Origin of the sequence: Pseudomonas sp. MRSN 12121 (assembly GCF_000931465.1) — a bacterium.
Taxonomy (GTDB): domain Bacteria; phylum Pseudomonadota; class Gammaproteobacteria; order Pseudomonadales; family Pseudomonadaceae; genus Aquipseudomonas.
The window spans coordinates 1201688-1223496 of record NZ_CP010892.1 but is presented as its reverse complement, the minus strand read 5'-3'; the positions used below and the strand labels follow the sequence as shown (position 1 = coordinate 1223496).

The following is a 21809-nucleotide window of genomic DNA, read 5'->3' as shown; positions in this document are numbered from 1 at the left end:
CGAGTACTGCGCCATGCACAACAACAATAAAGACCTGACGCTCGGCGCTCCCTTGAGCGGCCCGGTGCTCACCCTGGCCAGAGTGCCCGACCTGGTGTTTTCCAGCGGCGCGATGGGCGACGGGATTGCCATAGACCCACTGAACAACATCCTGCACGCGCCCTGCGCCGGGGTGGTGGTGCATGCCGCGCGCACCGGCCACGCGGTGACCCTGCGCGCCGACAACGGCGCCGAACTGCTGCTGCACCTGGGCCTGGACACCGTCCAGCTGCAGGGCGAGGGGTTTTCCATGCTGGTGCAGGAAGGCGCCCGGGTCAGCAGCGGGCAGGCCCTGCTGCGCTTCGATCTCGACCAGGTCGCGCAACGCAGCAAGAGCCTGATCAGCCTGATGATCCTGACCAACGGCGACCAGTTCCAGACGCTGCCCATCACCCTGAAATCGGTGAAGGTCGGCGAGCCGCTGCTGCATATCGTCCCCCGCGCGAGCAACGGCGCCCAGGCGCAGGCAGAGGACAGCTCGACCGAGGAAGCCGAAGGCCAGACCCGGGTCCATCACCACGGAGGCCTGCATGCCCGGCCGGCGGCGCTGATACGCCAGACCGCGCAGGGGTTCAGCAGCAAGGCGCAACTGCATTTCAACGGCAAGTCGGCCTCCTGCGACAGCCTGGTCAGCCTGATGGGGCTGGGCGTCGGCGAGCAGGACGAAGTACGGGTCAGTTGCCAGGGCAAGGACTGCAAGGCCGCCCTGCTGGCGCTGCTGGACGCGCTCACCACGCCCCTGGCCGAAGATGCCCACGCCGCGGCGCCTGTCAGCAAGGCCACCGCCGCGCAGCGTTCGGCCGAAGCGGGGGTGATCCAGGGGGTCTGCGCCGCGCCGGGGCTGGTCTGCGGGCCGCTGTTTCACCTGACCGCCATGACCCTGCCCGACGACAGTGGTGATAACCACCCTCAGGAAGAACAGCATGCGCTGGAGCTGGCCCTGGAAAAGGTGCGCGACGACATTCGCACCACCCTGAATCACGCCCGGCAGCGCAAGGATGCCCAGGAAGAAGCAATCTTCGCCGCGCACCTGGCATTGCTGGAAGACCCCACGCTGCTGGATGCCGCCCGGCAGAGCATCGAGCAGGGACGCGCCGCTACCCACGCCTGGCGCGACGCTATCGCCGAACAGTGCGAAATACTGCTGCAACTGGGCAGCGCCCTGCTCGCCGAACGCGCCAACGACCTGCGTGACCTGCAACAGCGGGTCCTGCGCGCCCTGCTCGGCGAAGCCTGGCAGTACCAACTGCCGGCCGGCGCCATAGTCGCGGCCCACGAGCTGACCCCGTCCGACCTGCTGCAACTGAGCGAACAGGGCGTGGCCGGCCTGTGCATGGCCGCCGGCGGCGCTACCTCGCACGTGGCGATCCTCGCGCGCGGCAAGGGCCTGCCTTGCCTGGTGGCCCTGGGCCCGGAAATCCTCGACCTGCCTCAGGAACGGCAGGTGGTGCTGGATGCCGATCACGGCCGCCTGGAACTGACCCCGGACGATGCGCGCATCGAGCAGGTGCGCCTGGCCCATCTGGCCCGTCAGCAGCGCCGTGCACAACAACAGCAACAGGCCCGGTTGCCGGCCCGGACCCTCGACGGCCTGGCAATCGAGGTCGCCGCCAATGTCGCGTCCAGCCAGGAAGCCCAGCGTGCCCACGCCGATGGCGCCGATGGCGTCGGCCTGTTGCGCACCGAGTTTCTCTTCGTCGACCGCCAGACCGCTCCCGATGAGCAGGAACAGCGCCAGGCCTATCAGGGCGTGCTGGACGCCATGGGCGACAAGTCGGTGATCATCCGCACCATCGATGTCGGTGGCGACAAGCAATTGGACTACCTGCCGCTGCCGGTGGAAGCCAACCCGGTGCTGGGCCTGCGCGGCATTCGCCTGGCCCAGGCCCGCCCGGAACTGCTGGACCAGCAACTGCGCGCGCTGCTACAGGTCAGCCCTCTGCAACGCTGCCGCATCCTGCTGCCGATGGTCAGCGAACTCGACGAGTTGCTGCATATCCGCGAGCGCATCGATTGCCTGTGCGCCGGGCTGGGCATCGACCAGCGCCCGCAGCTGGGGGTGATGATCGAAGTCCCGGCGGCCGCCCTGCTCGCCGAGCAACTGGCCGAATACGCGGATTTCCTCTCCATCGGCACCAACGACCTGTCGCAGTACACCCTGGCCATGGACCGTGACCACGCAGGCCTGGCCGCCCGCGTCGATGCCCTGCACCCGGCGCTGTTGCGCCTGATCGCCCAGACCTGCGCCGGCGCGGCCAGGCATGGTCGCTGGGTCGGCGTGTGCGGCGCCCTGGCCTCCGATCCGCTGGCGACGCCGGTACTGGTCGGCCTGGGGGTCAGCGAACTGTCGGTGAGCCCGCCGCAAGTGGGCGAGATCAAGGAGCGGGTCCGCCAGCTGGACGCCGCCGAATGCCGACGCCTCAGCCATGACCTGCTGAACCTGAGCAGCGCCTCGGCGGTGCGTCATGCCTGCCACCAGCACTGGCCCCTGAGCTGAAGAACGACAAGAACACCGGGAGACACGCCATGTACCAATTATTCATCGAAGGCCTGCAGCGCCTGGGTCGGGCCCTGATGCTGCCGATCGCGATCCTGCCGATCGCCGGCCTGCTGCTGCGCCTGGGCGACACCGACCTGCTGAACATCGCGATCATCCACGATGCCGGCCAGACCATTTTCGCCAACCTGGCGCTGATCTTCGCCATCGGCATCGCCGTGGGCTTCGCCAAGGACAACAACGGCACCGCCGGCCTGGCCGGGGCCATCGGCTACCTGGTGATGGTGGCGACCCTCAAGGTGCTCGATGCCAGCATCAACATGGGCATGCTCGCCGGGATCATCAGCGGCCTGCTGGCCGGCGCGCTGTACAACCGCTTCAAGGACATCAAGCTGCCGGAATACCTGGCGTTCTTCGGCGGCCGGCGCTTCGTGCCGATCGTCACCGGGTTCAGCGCCGTCGGCCTGGGGGTGGTGTTCGGCCTGATCTGGCCTCCGATCCAGCACGGCATCAACGGCTTCGGCCAGTTGCTGATGGAAAGCGGCAGCTTCGGCGCCTTCGTGTTCGGGGTGTTCAACCGCCTGCTGATCATCACCGGCCTGCATCACATCCTGAACAACATGGCCTGGTTCATTTTCGGCAGTTTCACCGATCCGGCGACCGGCGCCGTGGTCACCGGCGACCTGACCCGCTACTTCGCCGGCGACCCCAAGGGCGGCCAGTTCATGACCGGCATGTTCCCGATGATGCTGTTCGGCCTGCCGGCGGCGTGCCTGGCCATGTACCGCAATGCCTTGCCGGAACGGCGCAAGGTGATGGGCGGGATTTTCCTGTCGATGGCCCTGACCTCGTTTCTCACCGGGGTCACCGAGCCGATCGAATTTGCCTTCATGTTCCTCGCCCCGCTGTTGTACCTGGCGCACGCCCTGCTGACCGGCCTGTCCATGGCCCTCACCAACCTGCTGAACATTCACCTGGGCTTCACCTTTTCCGGCGGCGCCATCGACATGGCCCTCGGCTGGGGCCGCTCGACCAATGGCTGGCTGGTATTCCCGGTCGGCCTGCTGTACGCGGTGATCTACTACCTGGTGTTCGACTTCTGCATCAAGCGCTTCAACCTGAAAACCCCGGGCCGCGAAGACACCCCGAGTAGCGAAAAGGCCAGCATGACCGACAACCAGCGGGCCGGCGCCTATATCCAGGCCCTGGGCGGCGCGGACAACCTGATAACGGTCGGCGCCTGTACCACCCGCCTGCGCCTGGAACTGGCCGATCGCAACAAGGCCTTGGACAGCGAACTCAAGGCCCTGGGCGCGATGGCCGTGGTGCGCCCCGGCAAGGGCGGCAGCCTGCAGGTGGTGGTCGGCCCGCTGGCCGACAGCATCGCCGACGAAATCCGCCTGGCCATGCCCACCGCCGGCAAGCTGCTGGAGGCCACCAGCCCAGCCGCGGTGGCGGCCGACGAAGCGCCGGTCGCGGTGCCCATCGCGCCCCAGGAAGCGCAGAAATGGCTGGCCGCCTTCGGTGGCAGCGACAACGTGCTGCAACTGGACTGCGTCGCCCTGACTCGCCTGCGGGTGCAGCTCGGCGACAACAAGGCGCTGTCGGAATGCCAGTTGAAAAACCTCGGCTGCCAGGGTTCAAGCCAGCTCGACGATGGCGTCTGGCACCTGCTGATCGGGGAAAAGGCCGCCGGCCTGGGTAAGGCGCTGGATACCCTGATCAACCGCAGCGAGGTCAGCGCCAAGGTCTGATAACGACTGTCCTGCAGGCTGTAGGAGCGAGGCTTGCCCGCGATAAGGACGACGCTGTATGCCTGGCACACCGCGTTATCGTTCATCGCGAGCAAGCTTCGCTCCTACGGGGTGGGTAGCGAACCGGCACAAAAAAGCCCGCTGACCGTTAACGGTTCAGCGGGCTTTTTCATGGGTGGGGCCTTAGAAGTCTTCCAGGCGCCAGACTTCGTAAGCCGGCGTTTCGTAGGGATGGCTCTGCTTGAGAGCCGCCACCACGTCGCGAATCAACTCGTCGGCCACCACCAGCTCGACCCTCCATTCCTGCACCTGCTCGACCTCGCCGGCCTGCCCGAGAAACGGCTGGCTGCCGTCCAGCGGGCGAAACTGACCGAGGCCCAGCACTTGCCAGGCGCACTGGTCGTAGGCGCCGATCCGTCCGCCACCGGCGGCGAATACAGCGCTCTTGACCTCATCCACATGGCTGGGCGGGACGAAAAAGCCGAGCTTGTACACGGTCTCAGTTCACCCAGACGCGAGCGTTACGGAACATGCGCATCCACGCCGCATCTTCGTTCCACTCTTCCGGACGCCAGGAGTTCTGCACGGCACGGAATACCCGCTCAGGGTGCGGCATCATGATGGTGACGCGACCGTCGCGGCTGGTCAGGCCGGTGATCCCGCGCGGCGAGCCGTTCGGGTTGGCCGGGTAACGCTCGGTGACCTTGCCGTGGTTATCGACGAAGCGCAGGGCCACGCAACCGGACAGGTCGGCTTCGAGCAGCGCCTCGGCGCTTTCGAACTCGGCATGGCCTTCGCCGTGGGCGATGGCGATCGGCATGCGCGAACCGGCCATGCCTTGCAGGAAGATCGAGTTCGACTCCTGAACCTGGACCATCGCCACGCGGGCTTCGAACTGCTCGGAGCGGTTGCGCACGAAGTGCGGCCAGAACTCGCTGCCAGGAATCAGCTCGTGCAGGTTGGACATCATCTGGCAACCGTTGCACACGCCGAGGGTGAAGGTGTCGCTGCGCTCGAAGAAACCCTGGAAGGCATCGCGGGCACGGCTGTTGAACAGCGCCGACTTGGCCCAGCCCTCACCGGCGCCGAGCACGTCGCCGTAGGAGAAGCCGCCGCAGGCGACCATGCCCTTGAAGTCGTTCAGGTCGACACGACCGGCCAGGATGTCGCTCATGTGCACGTCGATCGCGTTGAAGCCGGCACGGTCGAAGGCCGCGGCCATTTCCACCTGGCCGTTGACGCCCTGCTCACGCAGGACCGCCACCTGGGGACGCACGCCTTTCTTGATGTAAGGCGCGGCGATGTCCTGGTTGACGTCGAAGCTCAGCTTGACGCTCAGGCCCGGGTTGTCTTCTTCCAGCAGGACGTCGAATTCCTGCTCGGCGCAGTCGGCGTTGTCCCGCAGGCGCTGGATCTGGTAGCTGGTCTCGGCCCACTGGCGCTGCAGCAGGCGGCGCTCGCCCTTGAACAGGGTTTCGCCCGCCAGCTTGATCAGCACTTCGCCATTGTTGATCGGCTTGCCGATCACCGCGACGCAGTCTTCGCCCAGGCCGGCGGCGCTGAACTGGGCCAGTACGTCCGGCGTGGCGTCCTGGCGCACCTGGAGCACCGCGCCCAGCTCTTCGTTGAAGAGGATGGCCGCCGCTTTCTCACGCTTGCTGGTCAGGGTGTCCAGCTCCAGGTCCAGGCCGCAGTGGCCGGCAAAGGCCATTTCCAGCACGGTGGTCATCAAGCCACCGTCGGAACGGTCGTGGTAGGCCAGCAGGTGGCCGTCGGCGTTCAGGCCCTGGATCACCGCGAAGAAGGCCTTGAGGTCCTCGGCGTCGTCGACGTCCGGGGCCACGGCGGCCAGCTTGCCGTGGGTCTGGGCCAGGATCGAGGCGCCCATGCGGTTCTTGCCGCGGCCCAGGTCGATCAGGATCAGGTCGGTCTCGCCCTTGTCCATGCGCAGTTGCGGGGTCAGGGTCTTGCGTACGTCGAGCACCGGGGCGAAGCCGCTGACGATCAGCGACATCGGCGAGGTCACGCTCTTCTCCGCGCCCTCTTCGCTCCACTTGGTCTTCATCGACATGGAGTCCTTGCCCACCGGGATGGTCAGGCCCAGTTCCGGGCACAACTCCATGCCGACGGCCTTGACGGTGTCGTACAGGCGGGCGTCTTCACCCGGGTGGCCGGCAGCGGACATCCAGTTGGCCGACAGCTTGATGTCGGACAGCTTGCCGATATGCGCGGCCGCCAGGTTGGTCAGGGTCTCGCCAATCGCCATGCGCCCGGACGCCGGGGCGTCGAGCAGGGCCAGCGGGGTACGCTCGCCCATGGCCATGGCTTCACCGGTATAGACATCGAAGCTGGTGGCGGTGACGGCGCAGTCGGCCACCGGGACCTGCCACGGACCGACCATCTGGTCGCGGGCAACCAGGCCGGTGATGGTGCGGTCGCCGATGGTGATCAGGAAGCTCTTGCTGGCCACGGCCGGGTGACGCAGGACGCGCTCGACCGAGTCGCCCAGCTCCAGGCTGCTTGGATCGAAATCGTCGCCCAGCTCCGCTTCGCGGGTCACCGAACGGTGCATGCGTGGCGGCTTGCCCAGCAGCACGTCGAGCGGCATGTCCACCGGGGTGTTGCCGAAGTGGCTGTCGGTCACGGTCAGGTGCGGCTCGGCGGTCGCCTCGCCGACCACCGCGAACGGGCAACGCTCGCGCTCGCAGATGGCCTGGAAGCGCTCGAAGTCGCCAGCGCTCACCGCCAGCACGTAACGCTCCTGGGATTCGTTGCTCCAGATCTCGTGCGGGGCCATGCCCGGCTCGTCGTTGGGCACGTTGCGCAGCTCGAAGCGGCCACCGCGGCCACCGTCGTTGACCAGCTCGGGGAAGGCGTTGGAAATGCCGCCCGCGCCGACGTCATGGATGAAGGCGATCGGGTTCTTGTCGCCCAACTGCCAGCAGCGGTCGATGACCTCCTGGCAGCGGCGCTCCATTTCCGGGTTCTCGCGCTGCACCGAGGCGAAATCCAGGTCGGCGGAGCTGGCGCCGGTATCGACCGACGAGGCCGCGCCGCCGCCCAGGCCGATCAGCATGGCCGGGCCGCCGAGCACGATCAGCTTGGCGCCGACGGTGATCTCGCCTTTCTGCACATGGTCTTCACGGATGTTGCCCAGGCCACCGGCGAGCATGATCGGCTTGTGATAGCCGCGCACTTCTTCGCCGTGCGGGGTATTGATCGACTGCTCGAAGGTACGGAAGTAGCCGGTCAGCGCCGGACGGCCGAATTCGTTGTTGAACGCGGCACCGCCCAGCGGGCCGTCGACCATGATGTCGAGGGCGTTGACGATCCGGTCCGGCTTGCCATAGGCCTTTTCCCATGGCTGTTCGAAGCCCGGGATGTTCAGGTTGGAGACGGTGAAGCCGGTCAGGCCAGCCTTGGGCTTGGCGCCGCGGCCGGTCGCGCCTTCGTCGCGGATTTCGCCACCGGAACCGGTGGAGGCGCCGGAGAACGGCGAGATGGCGGTCGGGTGGTTGTGGGTCTCGACCTTCATCAGGATGTGCACCGGCTCCTGCACCGCGCCGTACTGGCGGGTATCAGGATTCGGGAAGAAGCGCCCGGCCACGGAACCGACGATCACCGAAGCGTTGTCCTTGTAGGCGGACAGCACGCCTTCGCTGTGCATCTGGTAGGTGTTCTTGATCATGCCGAACAGGCTTTTTTCCTGGCTCTGGCCGTCGATATCCCAACTGGCGTTGAAGATCTTGTGGCGACAGTGCTCGGAGTTGGCCTGGGCGAACATCATCAGTTCGATGTCGTGGGGGTTGCGCTTGAGCCCCTGGAAGGCGTTGACCAGGTAGTCGATCTCGTCTTCGGCCAGGGCCAGGCCCAGGTCGCTGTTGGCCTTCTCCAGCGCGGCACGGCCGCCACCGAGGATGTCGACGGCGGTCAGCGGCTTCGGCGTGGCATGGCTGAACAGGCCGGCCGCCTGTTCGAGGTTGCCCAGCACGATCTGGGTCATGCGGTCGTGCAGGGTGTCGGCGACCAGCTGGGCCTCGGCGTCGCTGAGTTCACCGGACACGTAGAAGGCGATACCGCGTTCCAGGCGCTGGATCTTGCTCAGGCCGCAATTGCGCGCGATGTCGCTGGCCTTGCTCGACCAGGGCGAGATGGTGCCGAAACGCGGCAGCACCAGGAACAGACGACCGGCAGGTTCTTGCACCGGTACGCTGGGGCCGTACTTCAGAAGGCGCGCAAGCACCTGCTGTTCGTCGCCGGTCAGGACGCCGGTAACTTCGGCGAAGTGAGCGAATTCAGCATACAGGCCACTGACAGCTGGAACCTTCTGGCTCAGTTGCTCAAGGAGTTTGCTGTGGCGAAAGGCAGAAAGGGCAGGAGCGCCGCGCAGGATCAACATCTTCGGGACAGCCTCGGGAAGGGGGTGTGCTTTGAGGCCGTGCATTCTAGCCTAAACCGCCCGCGACGGCACCCGAAACGCTACGCCCGAACGCGGCCGAATGTCGGCCCGGCCGGCGCCCCTTGCGGCAACGGCTCGCCAGCCTCCCCCGCCAGGGCGGTTGCAAGCCGCCGCACCGGGCCCCGAGGCCCATTCCCAAGGGCCCTGCCGGGGGGCCCGGACCTCTAGCAGACAAGCCCTTCGCTGTCGAGATATGGCGGCCGTTGTCCTTTGCGTATACTGCGCAGATGTTTTCCCCAATGGCTTTACGTCCGCGCTGTGCCCGATGGCTCATCGCAACCGGACTCTTCCTGATGCTCAGTGCCTGCGTTGAGAAACCCAGCACACTGGAGCGCGTAAAGGAGGATGGCGTGCTGCGGGTGGTCACCCGTAACAGCCCGGCCACCTACTTCCAGGACCGCAACGGTGAAACCGGCTTCGAGTACGAGCTGGTGAAGCGTTTCGCCGACGATCTGGGGGTCACCCTGAAGATCGAGACCGCGGACAACCTCGACGATCTCTTCGACCAGTTGGGCAAGCCCAACGGCCCCGTGCTGGCTGCTGCCGGTCTGGTCAGCAGCGAGAAACGCAAGCAGCAAGTCAGATTTTCCCACACATATCTGGAAGTCACCCCGCAGATCATCTACCGCAACGGCCAATCCCGCCCCACCGATGCCGGCGATCTGGTCGGCAAGAAAATCATGGTGCTCAAGGGCAGCACCCACGCCGAACAACTGGCCGAACTCAAGCTGAAATACCCCGGCATCCAATATGAAGAGTCCGACGAAGTCGAAGTGGTCGACCTGCTGCGCATGGTCGACGAAGGCCAGATCGACCTGACCCTGGTGGACTCCAATGAAGTGGCGATGAACCAGGTGTATTTCGCCAACATCCGCGTCGCCTTCGACCTGGGCGAGGGGAGCAACCAGAGCTGGGCCGTGGCCGCCGGCGAAGACAACAGCCTGCTCAACGAAATCAACGCCTTCCTCGACAAGGTGCAGAAGAACGGCACCCTGCAGCGCCTCAAGGACCGCTACTACGGGCATGTGGACGTCCTCGGCTATGTCGGCGCCTACACCTTTGCCCAGCACCTGCAGCAGCGCCTGCCCAAATACGAGAAGCACTTCAAGGCCTCGGCCAAGGAAGAGAAGATCGACTGGCGGCTGCTGGCGGCCATCGGCTACCAGGAATCGCTGTGGCAGCCGAGCGTCACCTCCAAGACCGGCGTGCGCGGCCTGATGATGCTGACCCAGAACACCGCCCAGGCCATGGGCGTGTCCAACCGCCTGGACGCCAGGCAGAGCATCCAGGGTGGCGCCAAGTACCTGGCGTACATGAAGGATCAGCTGGACGACAAGATCGAAGAGCCGGACCGCACCTGGTTCGCCCTCGCCGCCTACAACGTCGGCAGCGGCCACCTGGACGACGCCCGCAAGCTGGCGCAGCGCGAAGGCCTGAATCCGAACAAATGGCTGGACGTGAAGAAAATGCTGCCGCGCCTGTCGCAGAAGCAGTGGTACAGCAAGACCCGCTATGGCTACGCCCGGGGCGGCGAGCCGGTGCATTTCGTCGCCAACATCCGTCGTTACTACGACATCCTGACCTGGGTCACGCAGCCCCAGCTCGAAGGCGACCAGGTGGCCGAAGGCAACCTGCATGTGCCGGGCGTGGACAAGACCAAGCCGGCCCAGGAAACCCCGCCACTTTGAGCAATCGGTAGCCGCCGCCGAAAACCGCGGCTACCGCGCTGCGGTCAGGCCTTGGCCGCAGCAGCCAGGATCAGCGCCTTCATCTCCGCCACCGCCCCCTTGAAGCCGACGAACAGCGCATGGGCCACCAGCGCATGGCCGATATTCAATTCGTTGATGCCCTTGATTGCCGCGACCGCCTCGACGTTGTGGTAATGCAGGCCATGACCGGCATTGACGATCAGGCCCTGGCCGAGGCCGAACGCCACGCCGTCGGCCACGCGCCGCAGCTCCTCGGCCACCTCGCCCGGGGTTTCGGCATCGGCATAACGCCCGGTGTGCAGTTCGATGGCTGGCGCCCCCACGCGCCGCGAGGCGGCGATCTGCCGCTCGTCGGCATCGATGAACAGCGACACTTCGGCGCCGATCTTCGACAGCCGCTCCACCGCCGCCTTGATCCGCGCTTCCTGCCCGGCAACATCGAGGCCGCCTTCGGTGGTCAGTTCCTGGCGGGTTTCCGGCACCAGGCAGATATGCGCCGGGCGGATCCGCTCGGCGAACGCCATCATTTCCTCGGTGACGCCCATCTCGAAGTTCATGCGGGTCTGCAGCACATCCTTGAGCAGCAGCACATCGCGCTCCTGGATATGCCGGCGATCCTCGCGCAGGTGCACGGTAATGCCGTCGGCGCCCGCCTCTTCCGCATCCAGCGCCGCCTTGACCGGGTCGGGGTAACGGGTGCCCCGGGCCTGACGCAGGGTGGCTACGTGGTCGATGTTCACGCCAAGAAGAATGCGGTTGCTGGTGGTCACGGAAGCGCTCCTGAGGAGTTAGAGATTCGGTGCACAGCATATAGTGTCCGCCCGCGAAAATAACTGCCGGCTTTGACCGCGCCCAGGGCAGGCCCCGGATGGGCCCGTCCGTGCCCGGGCAAATCGGCCGTTCAGGGCTTGCGGAACAGCTCGCGGCTGACCAGTGGCCGACCGCCCAGGTGCACCGCCAGCGCCTGGCGCATCAGGCGCTTGGCCGCCGCCAGCGCGCCGGGGGCGCTCCAGTCGGCCTGGGCCATGGCCAGCAACTCGGTGCCGTTGAACAGGCCGGGTTGCAACAGGTGAACCTGCTCCAGGCCCGCGTCCACTTGCAGGCGATACAGGCCCTCGGCCAGGACTGGCGCGCCATGGATATCGCTGTCCAGGGCGAAGCCGTAACCCAGGTCGTCCAGCAACCGCCACTCGAAAGCCCGTAGCAACGGCTCGAGGGCACGGCCTTCGGCCAGGGCCAGCAGGGTTGCCGCATAGTGCTCGAAGATCGCCGGGTGCGGGTCTTCGGCGGGCAGCAGGCGGATCAGCAATTCATTGAGGTAGAGACCGCTGAACAGCGCCTCGCCGTTGAGCCAGGTGGCCGTGCCGGCACTCTCCATGCGGCCGACGTTTTTCAGCTCGCCACGCCCGCGGAACTCGACCTCCAGCGGCACGAAGGGTCGCGCCAGGGTCCCGGCCTTGCCCCGCGCGCCGCGCAATACCGCGCGCAGCCGTCCTTGCGGGGTGAGGAAATCCACCAACGCGCTGCTCTCGCGGTAGGCGCGGCTGTGCAGGACATAAGCGGGCTGGCCGATGGGCGCTTGACTGGACATGGGTGTCGGCAGGATCTCAGGGCTTGAGAAGATGACACGGCAAGGCTCTTTGAGCCTTTATCGCGAGCAAGCTTCGCTCCTACAGTTCATGCAGGAGCGAGCGTGGGCGCAGGGGATTACAGGTCGCCGTACCCCAGCGAACGCAGGGCCCGCTCGTCGTCGGACCAACCGCCCTTGACCTTGACCCACAGGTTGAGCATGACCTTGGAGTCGAACAGCAGCTCCATGTCCTTGCGCGCTTCCATGCCGATGCGCTTGATGCGCTCACCCTTGTCGCCAATGATGATTTTCTTCTGACCGTCGCGCTCAACGAGGATCAAGGCATGAATGTGCAGGGTCTTGCCCTGCTGCTTGAACTCTTCAATTTCCACGGTGATCTGGTAGGGCAGCTCGGCGCCCAGCTGGCGCATGATCTTCTCGCGTACCAGTTCGGCGGCGAGGAAGCGGCTGCTGCGGTCGGTGATCTGGTCTTCCGGGAAGAAGTGATCGTTTTCCGGCAGGTGCTTGGCGATCAGGCCTTCCAGGGCATCCAGGTTGTGGCCCTGCTGGGCCGACACCGGCACGATCTCGGCGTTCGGCAACTGCTCCTGCAACCAGGTCAGGTGCGGCATCAGCTCGGCCTTGTCCTCGATGCGGTCGGTCTTGTTGATCGCCAGGATCACCGGGCCCTGCACGTACTGGACGCGCTCGAGCACCAGCTGGTCCTCGTCGGTCCATTTGGTGCGATCGACCACGAAGATCACCACGTCGACGTCTTTCAGCGCCGCCGACGCGGTCTTGTTCATGTAGCGGTTGAGCGCCTTCTCGTTGCTCTTGTGCATGCCGGGGGTATCGACGTAGATCGCCTGCACGTCGCCCTCGGTCTTGATGCCCAGCATGTTGTGCCGGGTGGTCTGCGGCTTGCGCGAGGTGATGGCCAGCTTCTGCCCCAGGATATGGTTCAGCAGCGTGGACTTGCCCACGTTCGGACGGCCGACGATGGCGACATAGCCACAGCGTGTTGCAGTTGTATCAGTCATGGCCATTCTCCACGCCCAGGGCAATCAGTGCCGCGGCGGCCGCCACCTGTTCGGCGATGCGACGGCTCACGCCCTGGCCCCGGCTTTTTTCGTTCAATAGGGTGATTTCGCATTCGACGAAGAACGTCCGGCAATGGGGCTCACCCTGGATATCCACCACTTCGTAGCGGGGCAGTTCACAGGCGCGCGACTGCAGGAATTCCTGCAGGCGGGTCTTGGGATCCTTGTTGGTGTCGACCAGCGTCAGGCTGTCGAACTCGGAGGTCAGCCAGGACAGCACGCGCTCGCGTGCGGTTTCCATGCCGGCGTCCAGGTAGATCGCACCGATCAGGGCTTCCAGGGCATCGGCCAGGATCGATTCGCGGCGAAAGCCACCGCTCTTCAATTCGCCGGAGCCCAGGCGCAGGTATTCGCCCAGGTCGAAACCGCGAGCCAGCACGGCCAGGGTCTCGCCTTTCACCAGGCGCGCCCGCAGGCGCGACAACTGGCCTTCGCGGGCCTGGGGAAAACGCTCGAACAGCGCCTCGCCGGCGACGAAGTTGAGGATGGCGTCACCGAGGAATTCCAGGCGTTCGTTGTTGCGCCCGGCAAAACTGCGGTGAGTGAGGGCCAGGACCATCAGTTCCTGGTCCTTGAAGGTGTAACCGAGCTGGCGCTCGAGACGGCTCAAAGAAACGCTCACGGTTTACCCACGCTGAGTTCGTGGTTGAGTTTCACCACCTTGGAAACGAGGCACCCGGTGCCGGTGGCCATTAACGCTGTGTTCAAATCCACATCCTGAATATCGGTGACTGCTGCTTCTGGTGGCGCCGGTGGGGCCGGAACCCGGGCCAGGCATTCGCCCGGCCTGTTGTGCAAGATCCAGAAAAGCATTCGGCGCTGTGTTCAACAGCGCCGTGTGTGATTACTTGATCAGGCCAACCCGCGAGAAGTTCGGCAGGTGGCTGAGTTTCGGTTCGGGCCAGCTCATCCAGACAGCGAAGGCCTTGCCGACGATATTCTTGTCGGGAACCATGCCCAGCAGGTCCTTGGGAATGCTCGGGTCATCCCAGTAGCGACTGTCGTTCGAGTTGTCGCGGTTGTCGCCCATCATGAAGTAGTGCCCGGCAGGCACGGTCCACTGGCGGTCCGGGGTCGCCCGGTAGCGGCTCATTTCCTTGCGGATCAGGTGCTCGGCGGCGCCGAGTTTTTCCTTGTAGAGCTCAGCGCTGCCCAGGGTGCCTGGCTCGGTGCCGACCAGTTGCTCGGCGACCGACTGGCCGTTGACCAGCAGGCGCTTGTCGCTGGTATAGCGCACTTCGTCGCCCGGCAGGCCGACCACCCGCTTGATGTAGTTGACGTTCGGATCGCTCGGGTAGCGGAACACCATCACATCGCCGCGCTGCGGGTCACCGACCTCGATGATCTTCTTGTCGATCACCGGCAGGCGGATCCCATAGGAGAACTTGTTCACCAGGATGAAGTCGCCCACATCCAGGGTCGGTTTCATCGACCCGGAAGGAATCTGGAACGGCTCCACCAGAAACGAGCGCAGCACCAGCACGATGAACAGCACCGGAAAGAACGACTTGCCGTACTCGACCAGCATCGGCTCCTTGTTCAGTTTCTCGATGACCAGCCCATCCGGCTGGCTGACGCTGCCCTGATAGTTGGTAATGGCGGCACGCCGGCGCGGCGCCAGAAAGACCAGATCGAGCAACGCCAACAGGCCGCAGACGGCGACGGCGATGACCAGCAACAGCGGGAAATTTAGCGACATAGGACCTAACTATCCAACCTGAGCACAGCAAGGAAGGCTTCTTGTGGAATTTCCACGTTACCCACTTGCTTCATGCGTTTCTTACCGGCTTTCTGCTTTTCCAACAGCTTGCGCTTACGGCTGACGTCACCGCCGTAGCATTTGGCCAGTACGTTCTTTCTGAGCGCCTTGACGGTTGTCCGCGCCACAATCTGCCCGCCAATGGCGGCCTGGATTGCCACGTCGAACATCTGCCGAGGAATCAGTTCTTTCATCTTCTCGGTCAACGCACGCCCTTTGAAGTGCGCGTTGTCACGGTGCACGATCAATGCCAGGGCGTCGACTTTCTCACCGTTGATCAGCACATCCAGCTTGACCAGATTAGCCGATTGGTAACGATCGAAATGATAATCCAGCGAAGCATAGCCACGACTGGTGGATTTCAGGCGATCGAAGAAGTCCAGCACCACTTCGTTCATCGGCAGGTCGTAGGTCACCTGGACCTGGCTACCGAGGAACAGCATGTCGCGCTGCACGCCGCGCTTTTCGATGCACAGGGTAATGACGTTCCCCAGGTGCTCCTGCGGCACAAGAATATTCGCCCGCACGATCGGCTCGCGCATATCTTCGATCGACGACAGATCAGGCAGTTTCGACGGGTTATCGACGTAGATCGTCTCACCGTTCTTGAGCAGCAGCTCGAAGATCACCGTCGGTGCCGTGGTGATCAGGTCCAGGTCGTATTCGCGCTCCAGGCGCTCCTGGATGATTTCCATGTGCAGCATGCCGAGGAAGCCGCAACGGAAGCCGAAGCCCAGGGCATCGGAGCTTTCCGGGGTGTATTGCAGCGACGAGTCGTTCAGCGTGAGCTTCTGCAGGGCTTCGCGGAAGTCTTCGAAGTCGTCGGAGCTGACCGGGAACAGGCCCGCGTAGACCTGCGGCTGGATGCGTTTGAAACCTGGCAGCACTTCGACGTCGGGGGTCGAGCTCAGGGTCAGGGTGTCACCGACTGGCGCACCATGGATGTCCTTGATGCCGGCGATGATGAAACCCACTTCGCCAGCCTTCAGGTCGGCGGTAGCGGTGTGTTTCGGGTTGAAGACGCCGACACTGTCCACCAGGTGGACCTTGCCGGTGGATTTCACCAGGATCTTGTCGCCCTTCTTCACGCGGCCATGGCGCACACGGACCAGGGACACGACGCCCAGGTAGTTGTCGAACCAGGAGTCGATGATCAGCGCCTGCAGCGGATCCTCGATGTTGCCGGTCGGCGCCGGGATGGTCGCGACCAGGCGCTCCAGCACCTCGTCGACGCCCAGGCCGGTCTTGGCGCTGCAGGTCACGGCGTCGGTGGCATCGATGCCGATGACCTTCTCGATCTCTTCCTTGACCCGCTCCGGCTCGGCCTGCGGCAGGTCGATCTTGTTCAGCACCGGCATGACCTCCAGGCCCTGCTCGATGGCGGTGTAGCAGTTGGCGACCGACTGCGCCTCCACGCCCTGGCCGGCGTCGACCACCAGCAAGGCGCCTTCGCAGGCCGCCAGCGACCGGCTGACTTCATAGGTGAAGTCCACGTGGCCGGGGGTATCGATGAAGTTCAGCTGGTAGGTGACGCCGTCGCGGGCCTTGTAATAGAGGGTAACGCTGTGGGCCTTGATGGTGATCCCGCGTTCACGCTCGAGGTCCATCGAGTCCAGGACCTGGGCTTCCATTTCGCGCTCGGCCAGGCCGCCACATATCTGAATGAAGCGATCGGCCAGAGTCGACTTGCCATGGTCAATGTGGGCGATGATGGAGAAATTGCGGATATGACTCAAATCACTCACGGGTCAACACTCAAAAAGGCTGCAGGCATAGCCCGCCGAAAAATAGCCGGGAATTGTACCTGATAGACGACGCAAGCGTCACGTTCGCCTGTCAGTGCCGCACAAATGAAAACGCCCCGGTCTTGCGACCGGGGCGTTGCTGCCAAGACACAGGCCATTGGCGCCTGGTCAGCCGGCCCGACGCAGCAGCCAGACGCCCGCCAGGGCACAGAACCCGGCGGGTACCAGCACCGCGAACAGCGGCGAGAAGCCGAACACCAGGCTCGACGGCCCCAGCAGGTCCTGGGCGATGCGGAAGGTGAAGCCCACCAGCACGCCGGTGAAGACCCGCTGGCCGAGGGTCACGGAGCGCAACGGGCCGAAAATGAACGAGATCGCCATCAGCACCAGCGCCGCAGTGACCAACGGCTGCAAGACCTTGACCCAGAACGCCAGCCAGTAACGCCCGTTGTTCAGGCCTTGGTCGGCCAGGTAGTGGATGTAACCCCACAGGCCGCTGATCGACAGCGATTCCGGCGCCATAACCACGGTATTCAGCAATTGCGGGCTCAAGGCCACGTCCCAGCGCTCCTGGGGAACGTTGATGACTTCGGTGCGGCCTTCGCGGAAGTAGGTGGTGGTCACGTCGGTCAGTTGCCAGTAGTTCTCCTCGAAGCGCGCCTGGCGGGCAAAGCTCGAGGACAGCATGTGCCGCTGGTCGTCGAAGTGGTAGCGGGTCACGCCATACAACAGCCCGTTGGGCTGCACGGCGTTGATGTGGATGAACTCCTCGCCCTGGCGGTGCCACAGGCCGTGCTTGGAGCTTTGCGCATCGCCCGAGCCCTGGGCCAGTGCCCGGCTGGCCTGCGCCTGGCTTTCCGTGACGGGGGCGACGTATTCGCCGATCAGCACACCGGCCACCATCAGGAACAGCATGGGTTTCATCACCGCCCAGACGATCCGCCCGATGGACACCCCGGCGGCGCGCATGATGGTCAGCTCACTGTTGCTGGCCAGGCTGCCCAGGCCGATCAGGCAGCCGATCAGCGCGGCCATCGGCAGCATTTCATAGAGCCGGCGCGGCGCGGTCAGGGCGACGAAGCTCAGCACGTCCATCACGGTGTAGCTGTCGCTGACGCTGCCCATCTCATCGATGAAGGCGAACAGCGAGGCCAGGCCGAGAATGATGCCCAGCACCGCCAGGATGGCCAGCAGCACACTGCTGCCGATGTAGCGATCGAGCTTAACCACGAGCCACCTCCTTCACAGCGCGGCGACTCGCCAGCTTCAGGCGCAACGGCTCCCAGTACAGCAATCCGAGGCCAATGAGCAGAAACAGCCCATGCACCCACCACAGGCCCAGCGCCTGCGGCAGCTTGCCTTTTTCCAGCGAGCCACGGGCCGCGATCAGGATGGTCAGGTAGGCCATATAAAGGAGAATCGCCGGCAGCAGCTTGAGGAAGCGGCCCTGGCGCGGGTTCACCCGGGACAGCGGCACCGCCATCAGGGTCACGACGAACACCAGCAACGGCAGGGAAATACGCCATTGCAACTCGGCATGCGCGCGCAGGTCCGGGTTGCCGATCAGGTCGCGGGTCGGCATGGCGTCGCGATCGGTGACTTCGTCGCTGACATCCGGCTTGGCCAGCAGCACGCCATAGGTGTCGTACTTGATGACGCGGTAGTCGGCCTGGCCCGGGTTGCCGTCGTAGCGATAACCGTTTTCCAGGATCAGGTAGCGGTTGCCGTCCGGACGGATGTCCTGGTGCCCCTTCTCCGCCACCAGCACCGAAATACCCTGGTCCTTCTTCTCCTGGTTGAGGCGTTTTTCCGAGATGAACACGCCGCCGAGATTGGTCCGGTCATCGGAGAGCTGCTCGGTGTAGGTCACCCGCGAACCGTCGTTGAGCGCCTGGAAGCGCCCCGGCACCAGGGTGTCGAACTCGGTCAGCGCGTCCTGCTTGTTGAGAATCAGCTGGAACTGGTTGGCCCCCTGGGGCGCCAGGCTCAGGCTCAGCCAGGCGACGATCAGCGCGACCAGGGTCGCCGGAATCATGGTCATGCCCAGCAGGCGCTGCTGGCTCATGCCGGTCGCCGACAGCACGGTCATCTCGCTTTCGAGATAGAGACGGCCGTAGGCCAGCAGAATGCCGAGAAACAGGCCCAGGGGCAGGATCAATTGCAGGAAGCCCGGCATGCGGACGCCCATGATCAGGAACAGCGAACCCGGGTCCAGTGCCCCCGAGGCCGCTTGCGCAAGGTATTTGACGAAACGTCCGCTCATGATGATGACCAGCAGCACAGCGCTCACGGCGCTCAGGGTCATCAACACTTCGCGGGATAGGTAACGGAAGACGATCAAACCAGACACTCCAGGGTTGTCAGGCTAAGGCGGCCAAACAAGCGAATCCGGCCCATGAAGCCGAGCCGCGGAAAAAAGATGGCGCATTATCCTGTGAATGCATGCGCCTGTCACTGCGCACGCTCACGCAGGCCTCTAAAGCGGCGAAGTTCGCACAGGCGAGGGTTGTCAGCCTCCGCTGCCGGGGTTCAAACTGGCGGCCCTGTCGCCGGCCCGCTGCCGGCGCCTCCTTCAATAAAGCAACAGACACGACAAGCCCGGCGCATGGCACAGGCCCTGCGCTCATTGACCATTAATTCAGGGACCCGGACATGGAACTGGTTGTAAAAAGCGTTAGCCCGGAAACGTTGAAGACCGCCACCCTGGTGGTCGCCGTCGGCGAAGGCCGCAAGCTCGGCACCGTTGCCAAACAACTCGACGAGCTCAGCGGCGGCGCCATCAGCGCAGTGCTCAAGCGCGGCGACCTGGCCGGCAAGGTCGGCCAGAGCCTGCTGCTGCACACGCTGCCGAACCTGAAGGCCGAGCGCGTGCTGCTGGTCGGCACCGGCAAGGATGCCGAACTGGGCGACCGCCCGTTCCGCAAGATTGTCAGTGGCGTCCTCAACACCCTCAAGGGCCTGGGCGGCAGCGACGCCGTGCTGGCACTGGACGAAGTCGTGGTCAAGGGCCGCGACAGCTACGGCAAGACCCGCCTGCTGGCCGAGACCCTGCTGGACGGCGAATACAGCTTCGAGCAGTTCAAGAGCCAGAAAGCCGAACCCCGCGCCCTGAAGAAAGTCACCCTGCTGACCATCAAGGCCGCGCAGGCCGAGGTCGAGCGCGCCGTGGCCCATGCCAGGGCGATCGCCAACGGCATGGCCTTCACCCGCAACCTGGGCAACCTGCCACCGAACATCTGCCATCCGAGCTTCCTCGGCGAGCAGGCCAAGACCCTGGGCAAGGAGTTCAAGGGCCTGAAAGTCGAAGTGTTCGACGAGAAGAAGATCAAGGAACTGGGCATGGGCTCGTTCTATGCCGTCGGCCAGGGCAGCGCCCAGCCGCCGCGCCTGATCGTCATGCAGTACAACGGCGGCAAGAAATCCGAGAAGCCTTACACCCTGGTCGGCAAGGGCATCACCTTCGACACCGGCGGCATCAGCCTCAAGCCGGGCGCCGGCATGGATGAAATGAAGTACGACATGGGTGGCGCGGCCAGCGTGTTCGGCACTCTGCGCGCGGTGCTGGAACTCAAGCTGCCGATCAACCTGGTGTGCATCCTGGCCTGTGCCGAGAACATGCCGAGCGGCACCGCCTCGCGTCCGGGCGACATCGTCACCACCATGAGCGGCCAGACCGTGGAAATCCTCAACACCGACGCCGAAGGCCGCCTGGTGCTGTGCGATGCGCTGACCTACGCCGAGCGCTTCAAGCCGCAGGCGGTGATCGACATCGCCACCCTGACCGGTGCCTGCGTGGTCGCCCTGGGCGCCCATACCTCGGGCCTGCTGGGCAACAACGATGAGCTGATCGGCCAATTGCTCAGTGCCGGTGTCCAGGCGGACGACCGCGCCTGGCAACTGCCGCTGTTCGACGAGTACCAGGAACAGCTGGACAGCCCGTTCGCCGACATCGCCAACATCGGCGGCCCGAAAGCCGGCACCATCACCGCCGCCTGCTTCTTGTCGCGCTTCGCCAAGCAGTACAACTGGGCGCACCTGGATATCGCCGGCACCGCCTGGACCAGCGGTGGCAAGGACAAGGGCGCCACCGGTCGTCCGGTGCCCCTGCTGACCCAGTACCTGCTGGATCGCGCCAAGGCCTGAAACCCATGACCTGAGGCGCGCCGCTCCTGCGCGGCGCGCTCCCGGTCCAGGAATCGCAATGACCAAAGTCGACTTCTATATCCTTCCCAGCGCGGACCCTTCGGCACGCCTGGACTTTGCCTGCAAGCTCAGCGAAAAAGCCTGGCGCATGGGGCACCGCATCTACCTGCATTGCAGCGACGCCGCCCAGCGCGACGAGCTCGATGCCCGCCTGTGGCGCTTCAAGGGCGAAACCTTCGTGCCCCACGGCCCCGCCGAAAGCGAGCCGGACGGCCTGATCGTGCTCGGCCTGGGCGACGACCCGGGCGAACACCATGACCTGCTGGTCAACCTGGACCTGAAAGTCCCGGCATTTGCCCCGCGTTTCGCCCGTATCGCCGAAGTGGTAGTGGAAGACCCGACGATTCGTCAGGCGGCTCGTGAGAGTTTCCGTTTCTACCGCGAACAGGGCTATCCTCTGCAAGATCACCGTTTACAGCGACTCTGAGCCATCGATGGACACTCCCAAACCGCAGCAAAAGCCCGCGCACCTGCTGGACGACCTCGAATCCATCCGCCAACTGCTCGGCGATGACAACCTGCAACCGCCGCTGCTGACCGAGACCGTCGACAGCGAGGTACAGATTCCCCTGCTGTTCGACATGGTCGGTGGCACCACCGCCAGCGAAACCCTCGAAGAGCCCGCGCCGCAGCCGCAGCCGCAGCCGCAGCCGGCAATCGAAGCAGAACCGGCGCCCGTGGCGGCCGCTCCTGCCGCCGCGCCCGCCCCGCCCCCGAAAAGCCAGGACGCCCTGCTGCACTTGGACAGCGAACTGCGCGCCGCCGCGCAATTGATCATGCAGGACGTGATCGACGACTTCGCCCCGCATATCGAAACCGAAATCCGCCGCCGCCTCGATGCCCGCATGGATCGACTGCTGAGCCAGTACGACGCCTGACCCTCCTCTTTTTTCGCGGGCGAGCCTCGCGCCTAGGGGGCATCAGCCGCCTGTAGGTACCTGGCTTGTCCACGACGACGCCCTTGCGGCAAGCAA

Annotated in this window: 16 protein-coding genes; 6 read left to right on the top strand and 10 right to left on the bottom strand. The window is 64.8% G+C overall.

Annotation, left to right across the window (positions count from 1 at the left end):
* Window positions 1-13 precede the first annotated feature (13 nt).
* A complete protein-coding gene (gene ptsP, locus TO66_RS05445) occupies window positions 14-2536 on the top strand; it encodes a phosphoenolpyruvate--protein phosphotransferase (protein WP_044461365.1) in 2523 nt (840 codons plus the stop codon).
* A gap of 29 nt (window positions 2537-2565) precedes the next feature.
* Window positions 2566-4290: an N-acetylglucosamine-specific PTS transporter subunit IIBC gene (gene nagE / locus TO66_RS05440; protein WP_044461364.1), complete on the top strand. Its 1725-nt coding sequence runs from the start codon at window positions 2566-2568 to the stop codon at window positions 4288-4290.
* A 183-nt stretch (window positions 4291-4473) separates the two neighbouring features.
* Here the strand turns inward: nagE and cutA are convergent, their stop codons facing one another.
* Window positions 4474-4785, bottom strand: coding sequence for a YqfO family protein (gene cutA / locus TO66_RS05435; RefSeq protein ID WP_044461363.1), 312 nt, complete (start codon window positions 4783-4785; stop codon window positions 4474-4476).
* A 4-nt stretch (window positions 4786-4789) separates the two neighbouring features.
* Window positions 4790-8689, bottom strand: coding sequence for a phosphoribosylformylglycinamidine synthase (gene purL, locus TO66_RS05430; protein ID WP_044461362.1), 3900 nt, complete (start codon window positions 8687-8689; stop codon window positions 4790-4792).
* 287 nt (window positions 8690-8976) lie between these two features.
* Here purL and mltF point away from each other — a divergent pair, with 287 nt between their 5' ends.
* Window positions 8977-10437, top strand: coding sequence for a membrane-bound lytic murein transglycosylase MltF (mltF, locus tag TO66_RS05425; RefSeq protein ID WP_044461361.1), 1461 nt, complete (start codon window positions 8977-8979; stop codon window positions 10435-10437).
* A gap of 44 nt (window positions 10438-10481) precedes the next feature.
* On the opposite strand, the gene pdxJ is transcribed toward mltF, so the two are convergent.
* The 8 genes from pdxJ to lptF all read right to left on the bottom strand — a co-directional run bounded on the left by pdxJ (window position 10482) and on the right by lptF (window position 18973).
* Window positions 10482-11228: a pyridoxine 5'-phosphate synthase gene (gene pdxJ, locus TO66_RS05420; protein ID WP_044461360.1), complete on the bottom strand. Its 747-nt coding sequence runs from the start codon at window positions 11226-11228 to the stop codon at window positions 10482-10484.
* A gap of 131 nt (window positions 11229-11359) precedes the next feature.
* A complete protein-coding gene (gene recO, locus TO66_RS05415; RefSeq protein ID WP_044461359.1) occupies window positions 11360-12049 on the bottom strand; it encodes a DNA repair protein RecO in 690 nt (229 codons plus the stop codon).
* Between the two features lie 116 nt (window positions 12050-12165).
* On the bottom strand, window positions 12166-13068 hold the full coding sequence (era, locus tag TO66_RS05410; RefSeq protein ID WP_044461358.1) for a GTPase Era: 903 nt from the start codon (window positions 13066-13068) through the stop codon (window positions 12166-12168).
* Entirely contained in the window at window positions 13061-13750 is a 690-nt protein-coding gene (gene rnc, locus TO66_RS05405) for a ribonuclease III (protein ID WP_044461357.1), read from the bottom strand. Before rnc ends, era begins: the two co-directional genes overlap by 8 nt.
* 222 nt (window positions 13751-13972) lie before the next feature.
* Window positions 13973-14827, bottom strand: coding sequence for a signal peptidase I (gene lepB, locus TO66_RS05400; protein WP_044461356.1), 855 nt, complete (start codon window positions 14825-14827; stop codon window positions 13973-13975).
* A gap of 5 nt (window positions 14828-14832) precedes the next feature.
* Window positions 14833-16632 carry a translation elongation factor 4 gene (lepA, locus tag TO66_RS05395; protein WP_044461355.1) on the bottom strand — a complete coding sequence of 600 codons (1800 nt, stop codon included), beginning with the start codon at window positions 16630-16632 and terminating at the stop codon, window positions 14833-14835.
* A gap of 168 nt (window positions 16633-16800) precedes the next feature.
* A complete protein-coding gene (gene lptG, locus TO66_RS05390; RefSeq protein WP_044461354.1) occupies window positions 16801-17862 on the bottom strand; it encodes an LPS export ABC transporter permease LptG in 1062 nt (353 codons plus the stop codon).
* Entirely contained in the window at window positions 17855-18973 is a 1119-nt protein-coding gene (gene lptF, locus TO66_RS05385) for an LPS export ABC transporter permease LptF (RefSeq protein WP_044461353.1), read from the bottom strand. The genes lptG and lptF overlap by 8 nt, the downstream gene beginning before the upstream one ends.
* Before the next feature lie 311 nt (window positions 18974-19284).
* Between lptF and TO66_RS05380 the strand changes: the two genes are divergently transcribed.
* From TO66_RS05380 to TO66_RS05370, 3 genes are read left to right on the top strand one after another with little or no spacing between them, the layout of a single operon-like run.
* On the top strand, window positions 19285-20775 hold the full coding sequence (locus tag TO66_RS05380; protein WP_044461352.1) for a leucyl aminopeptidase: 1491 nt from the start codon (window positions 19285-19287) through the stop codon (window positions 20773-20775).
* Between the two features lie 58 nt (window positions 20776-20833).
* Window positions 20834-21262, top strand: a complete 429-nt coding sequence (locus TO66_RS05375) for a DNA polymerase III subunit chi (RefSeq protein WP_044461351.1) — start codon at window positions 20834-20836, stop codon at window positions 21260-21262.
* A 7-nt stretch (window positions 21263-21269) separates the two neighbouring features.
* A complete protein-coding gene (locus TO66_RS05370; RefSeq protein WP_044461350.1) occupies window positions 21270-21713 on the top strand; it encodes a hypothetical protein in 444 nt (147 codons plus the stop codon).
* Window positions 21714-21809 lie beyond the last annotated feature (96 nt).

Bases quoted from the DNA above. Each gene is read 5' to 3' on its own strand.
- ptsP (WP_044461365.1), top strand. From the start codon at position 14: ATGCACAACAACAATAAAGACCTGACGCTCGGCGCTCCCTTGAGCGGC.
- nagE (WP_044461364.1), top strand. From the start codon at position 2,566: ATGTACCAATTATTCATCGAAGGCCTGCAGCGCCTGGGTCGGGCCCTG.
- purL (WP_044461362.1), bottom strand. From the start codon at position 8,689: ATGTTGATCCTGCGCGGCGCTCCTGCCCTTTCTGCCTTTCGCCACAGC.
- mltF (WP_044461361.1), top strand. From the start codon at position 8,977: ATGTTTTCCCCAATGGCTTTACGTCCGCGCTGTGCCCGATGGCTCATC.
- recO (WP_044461359.1), bottom strand. From the start codon at position 12,049: ATGTCCAGTCAAGCGCCCATCGGCCAGCCCGCTTATGTCCTGCACAGC.
- era (WP_044461358.1), bottom strand. From the start codon at position 13,068: ATGACTGATACAACTGCAACACGCTGTGGCTATGTCGCCATCGTCGGC.
- lepB (WP_044461356.1), bottom strand. From the start codon at position 14,827: ATGTCGCTAAATTTCCCGCTGTTGCTGGTCATCGCCGTCGCCGTCTGC.
- TO66_RS05380 (WP_044461352.1), top strand. From the start codon at position 19,285: ATGGAACTGGTTGTAAAAAGCGTTAGCCCGGAAACGTTGAAGACCGCC.
- TO66_RS05375 (WP_044461351.1), top strand. From the start codon at position 20,834: ATGACCAAAGTCGACTTCTATATCCTTCCCAGCGCGGACCCTTCGGCA.
- TO66_RS05370 (WP_044461350.1), top strand. From the start codon at position 21,270: ATGGACACTCCCAAACCGCAGCAAAAGCCCGCGCACCTGCTGGACGAC.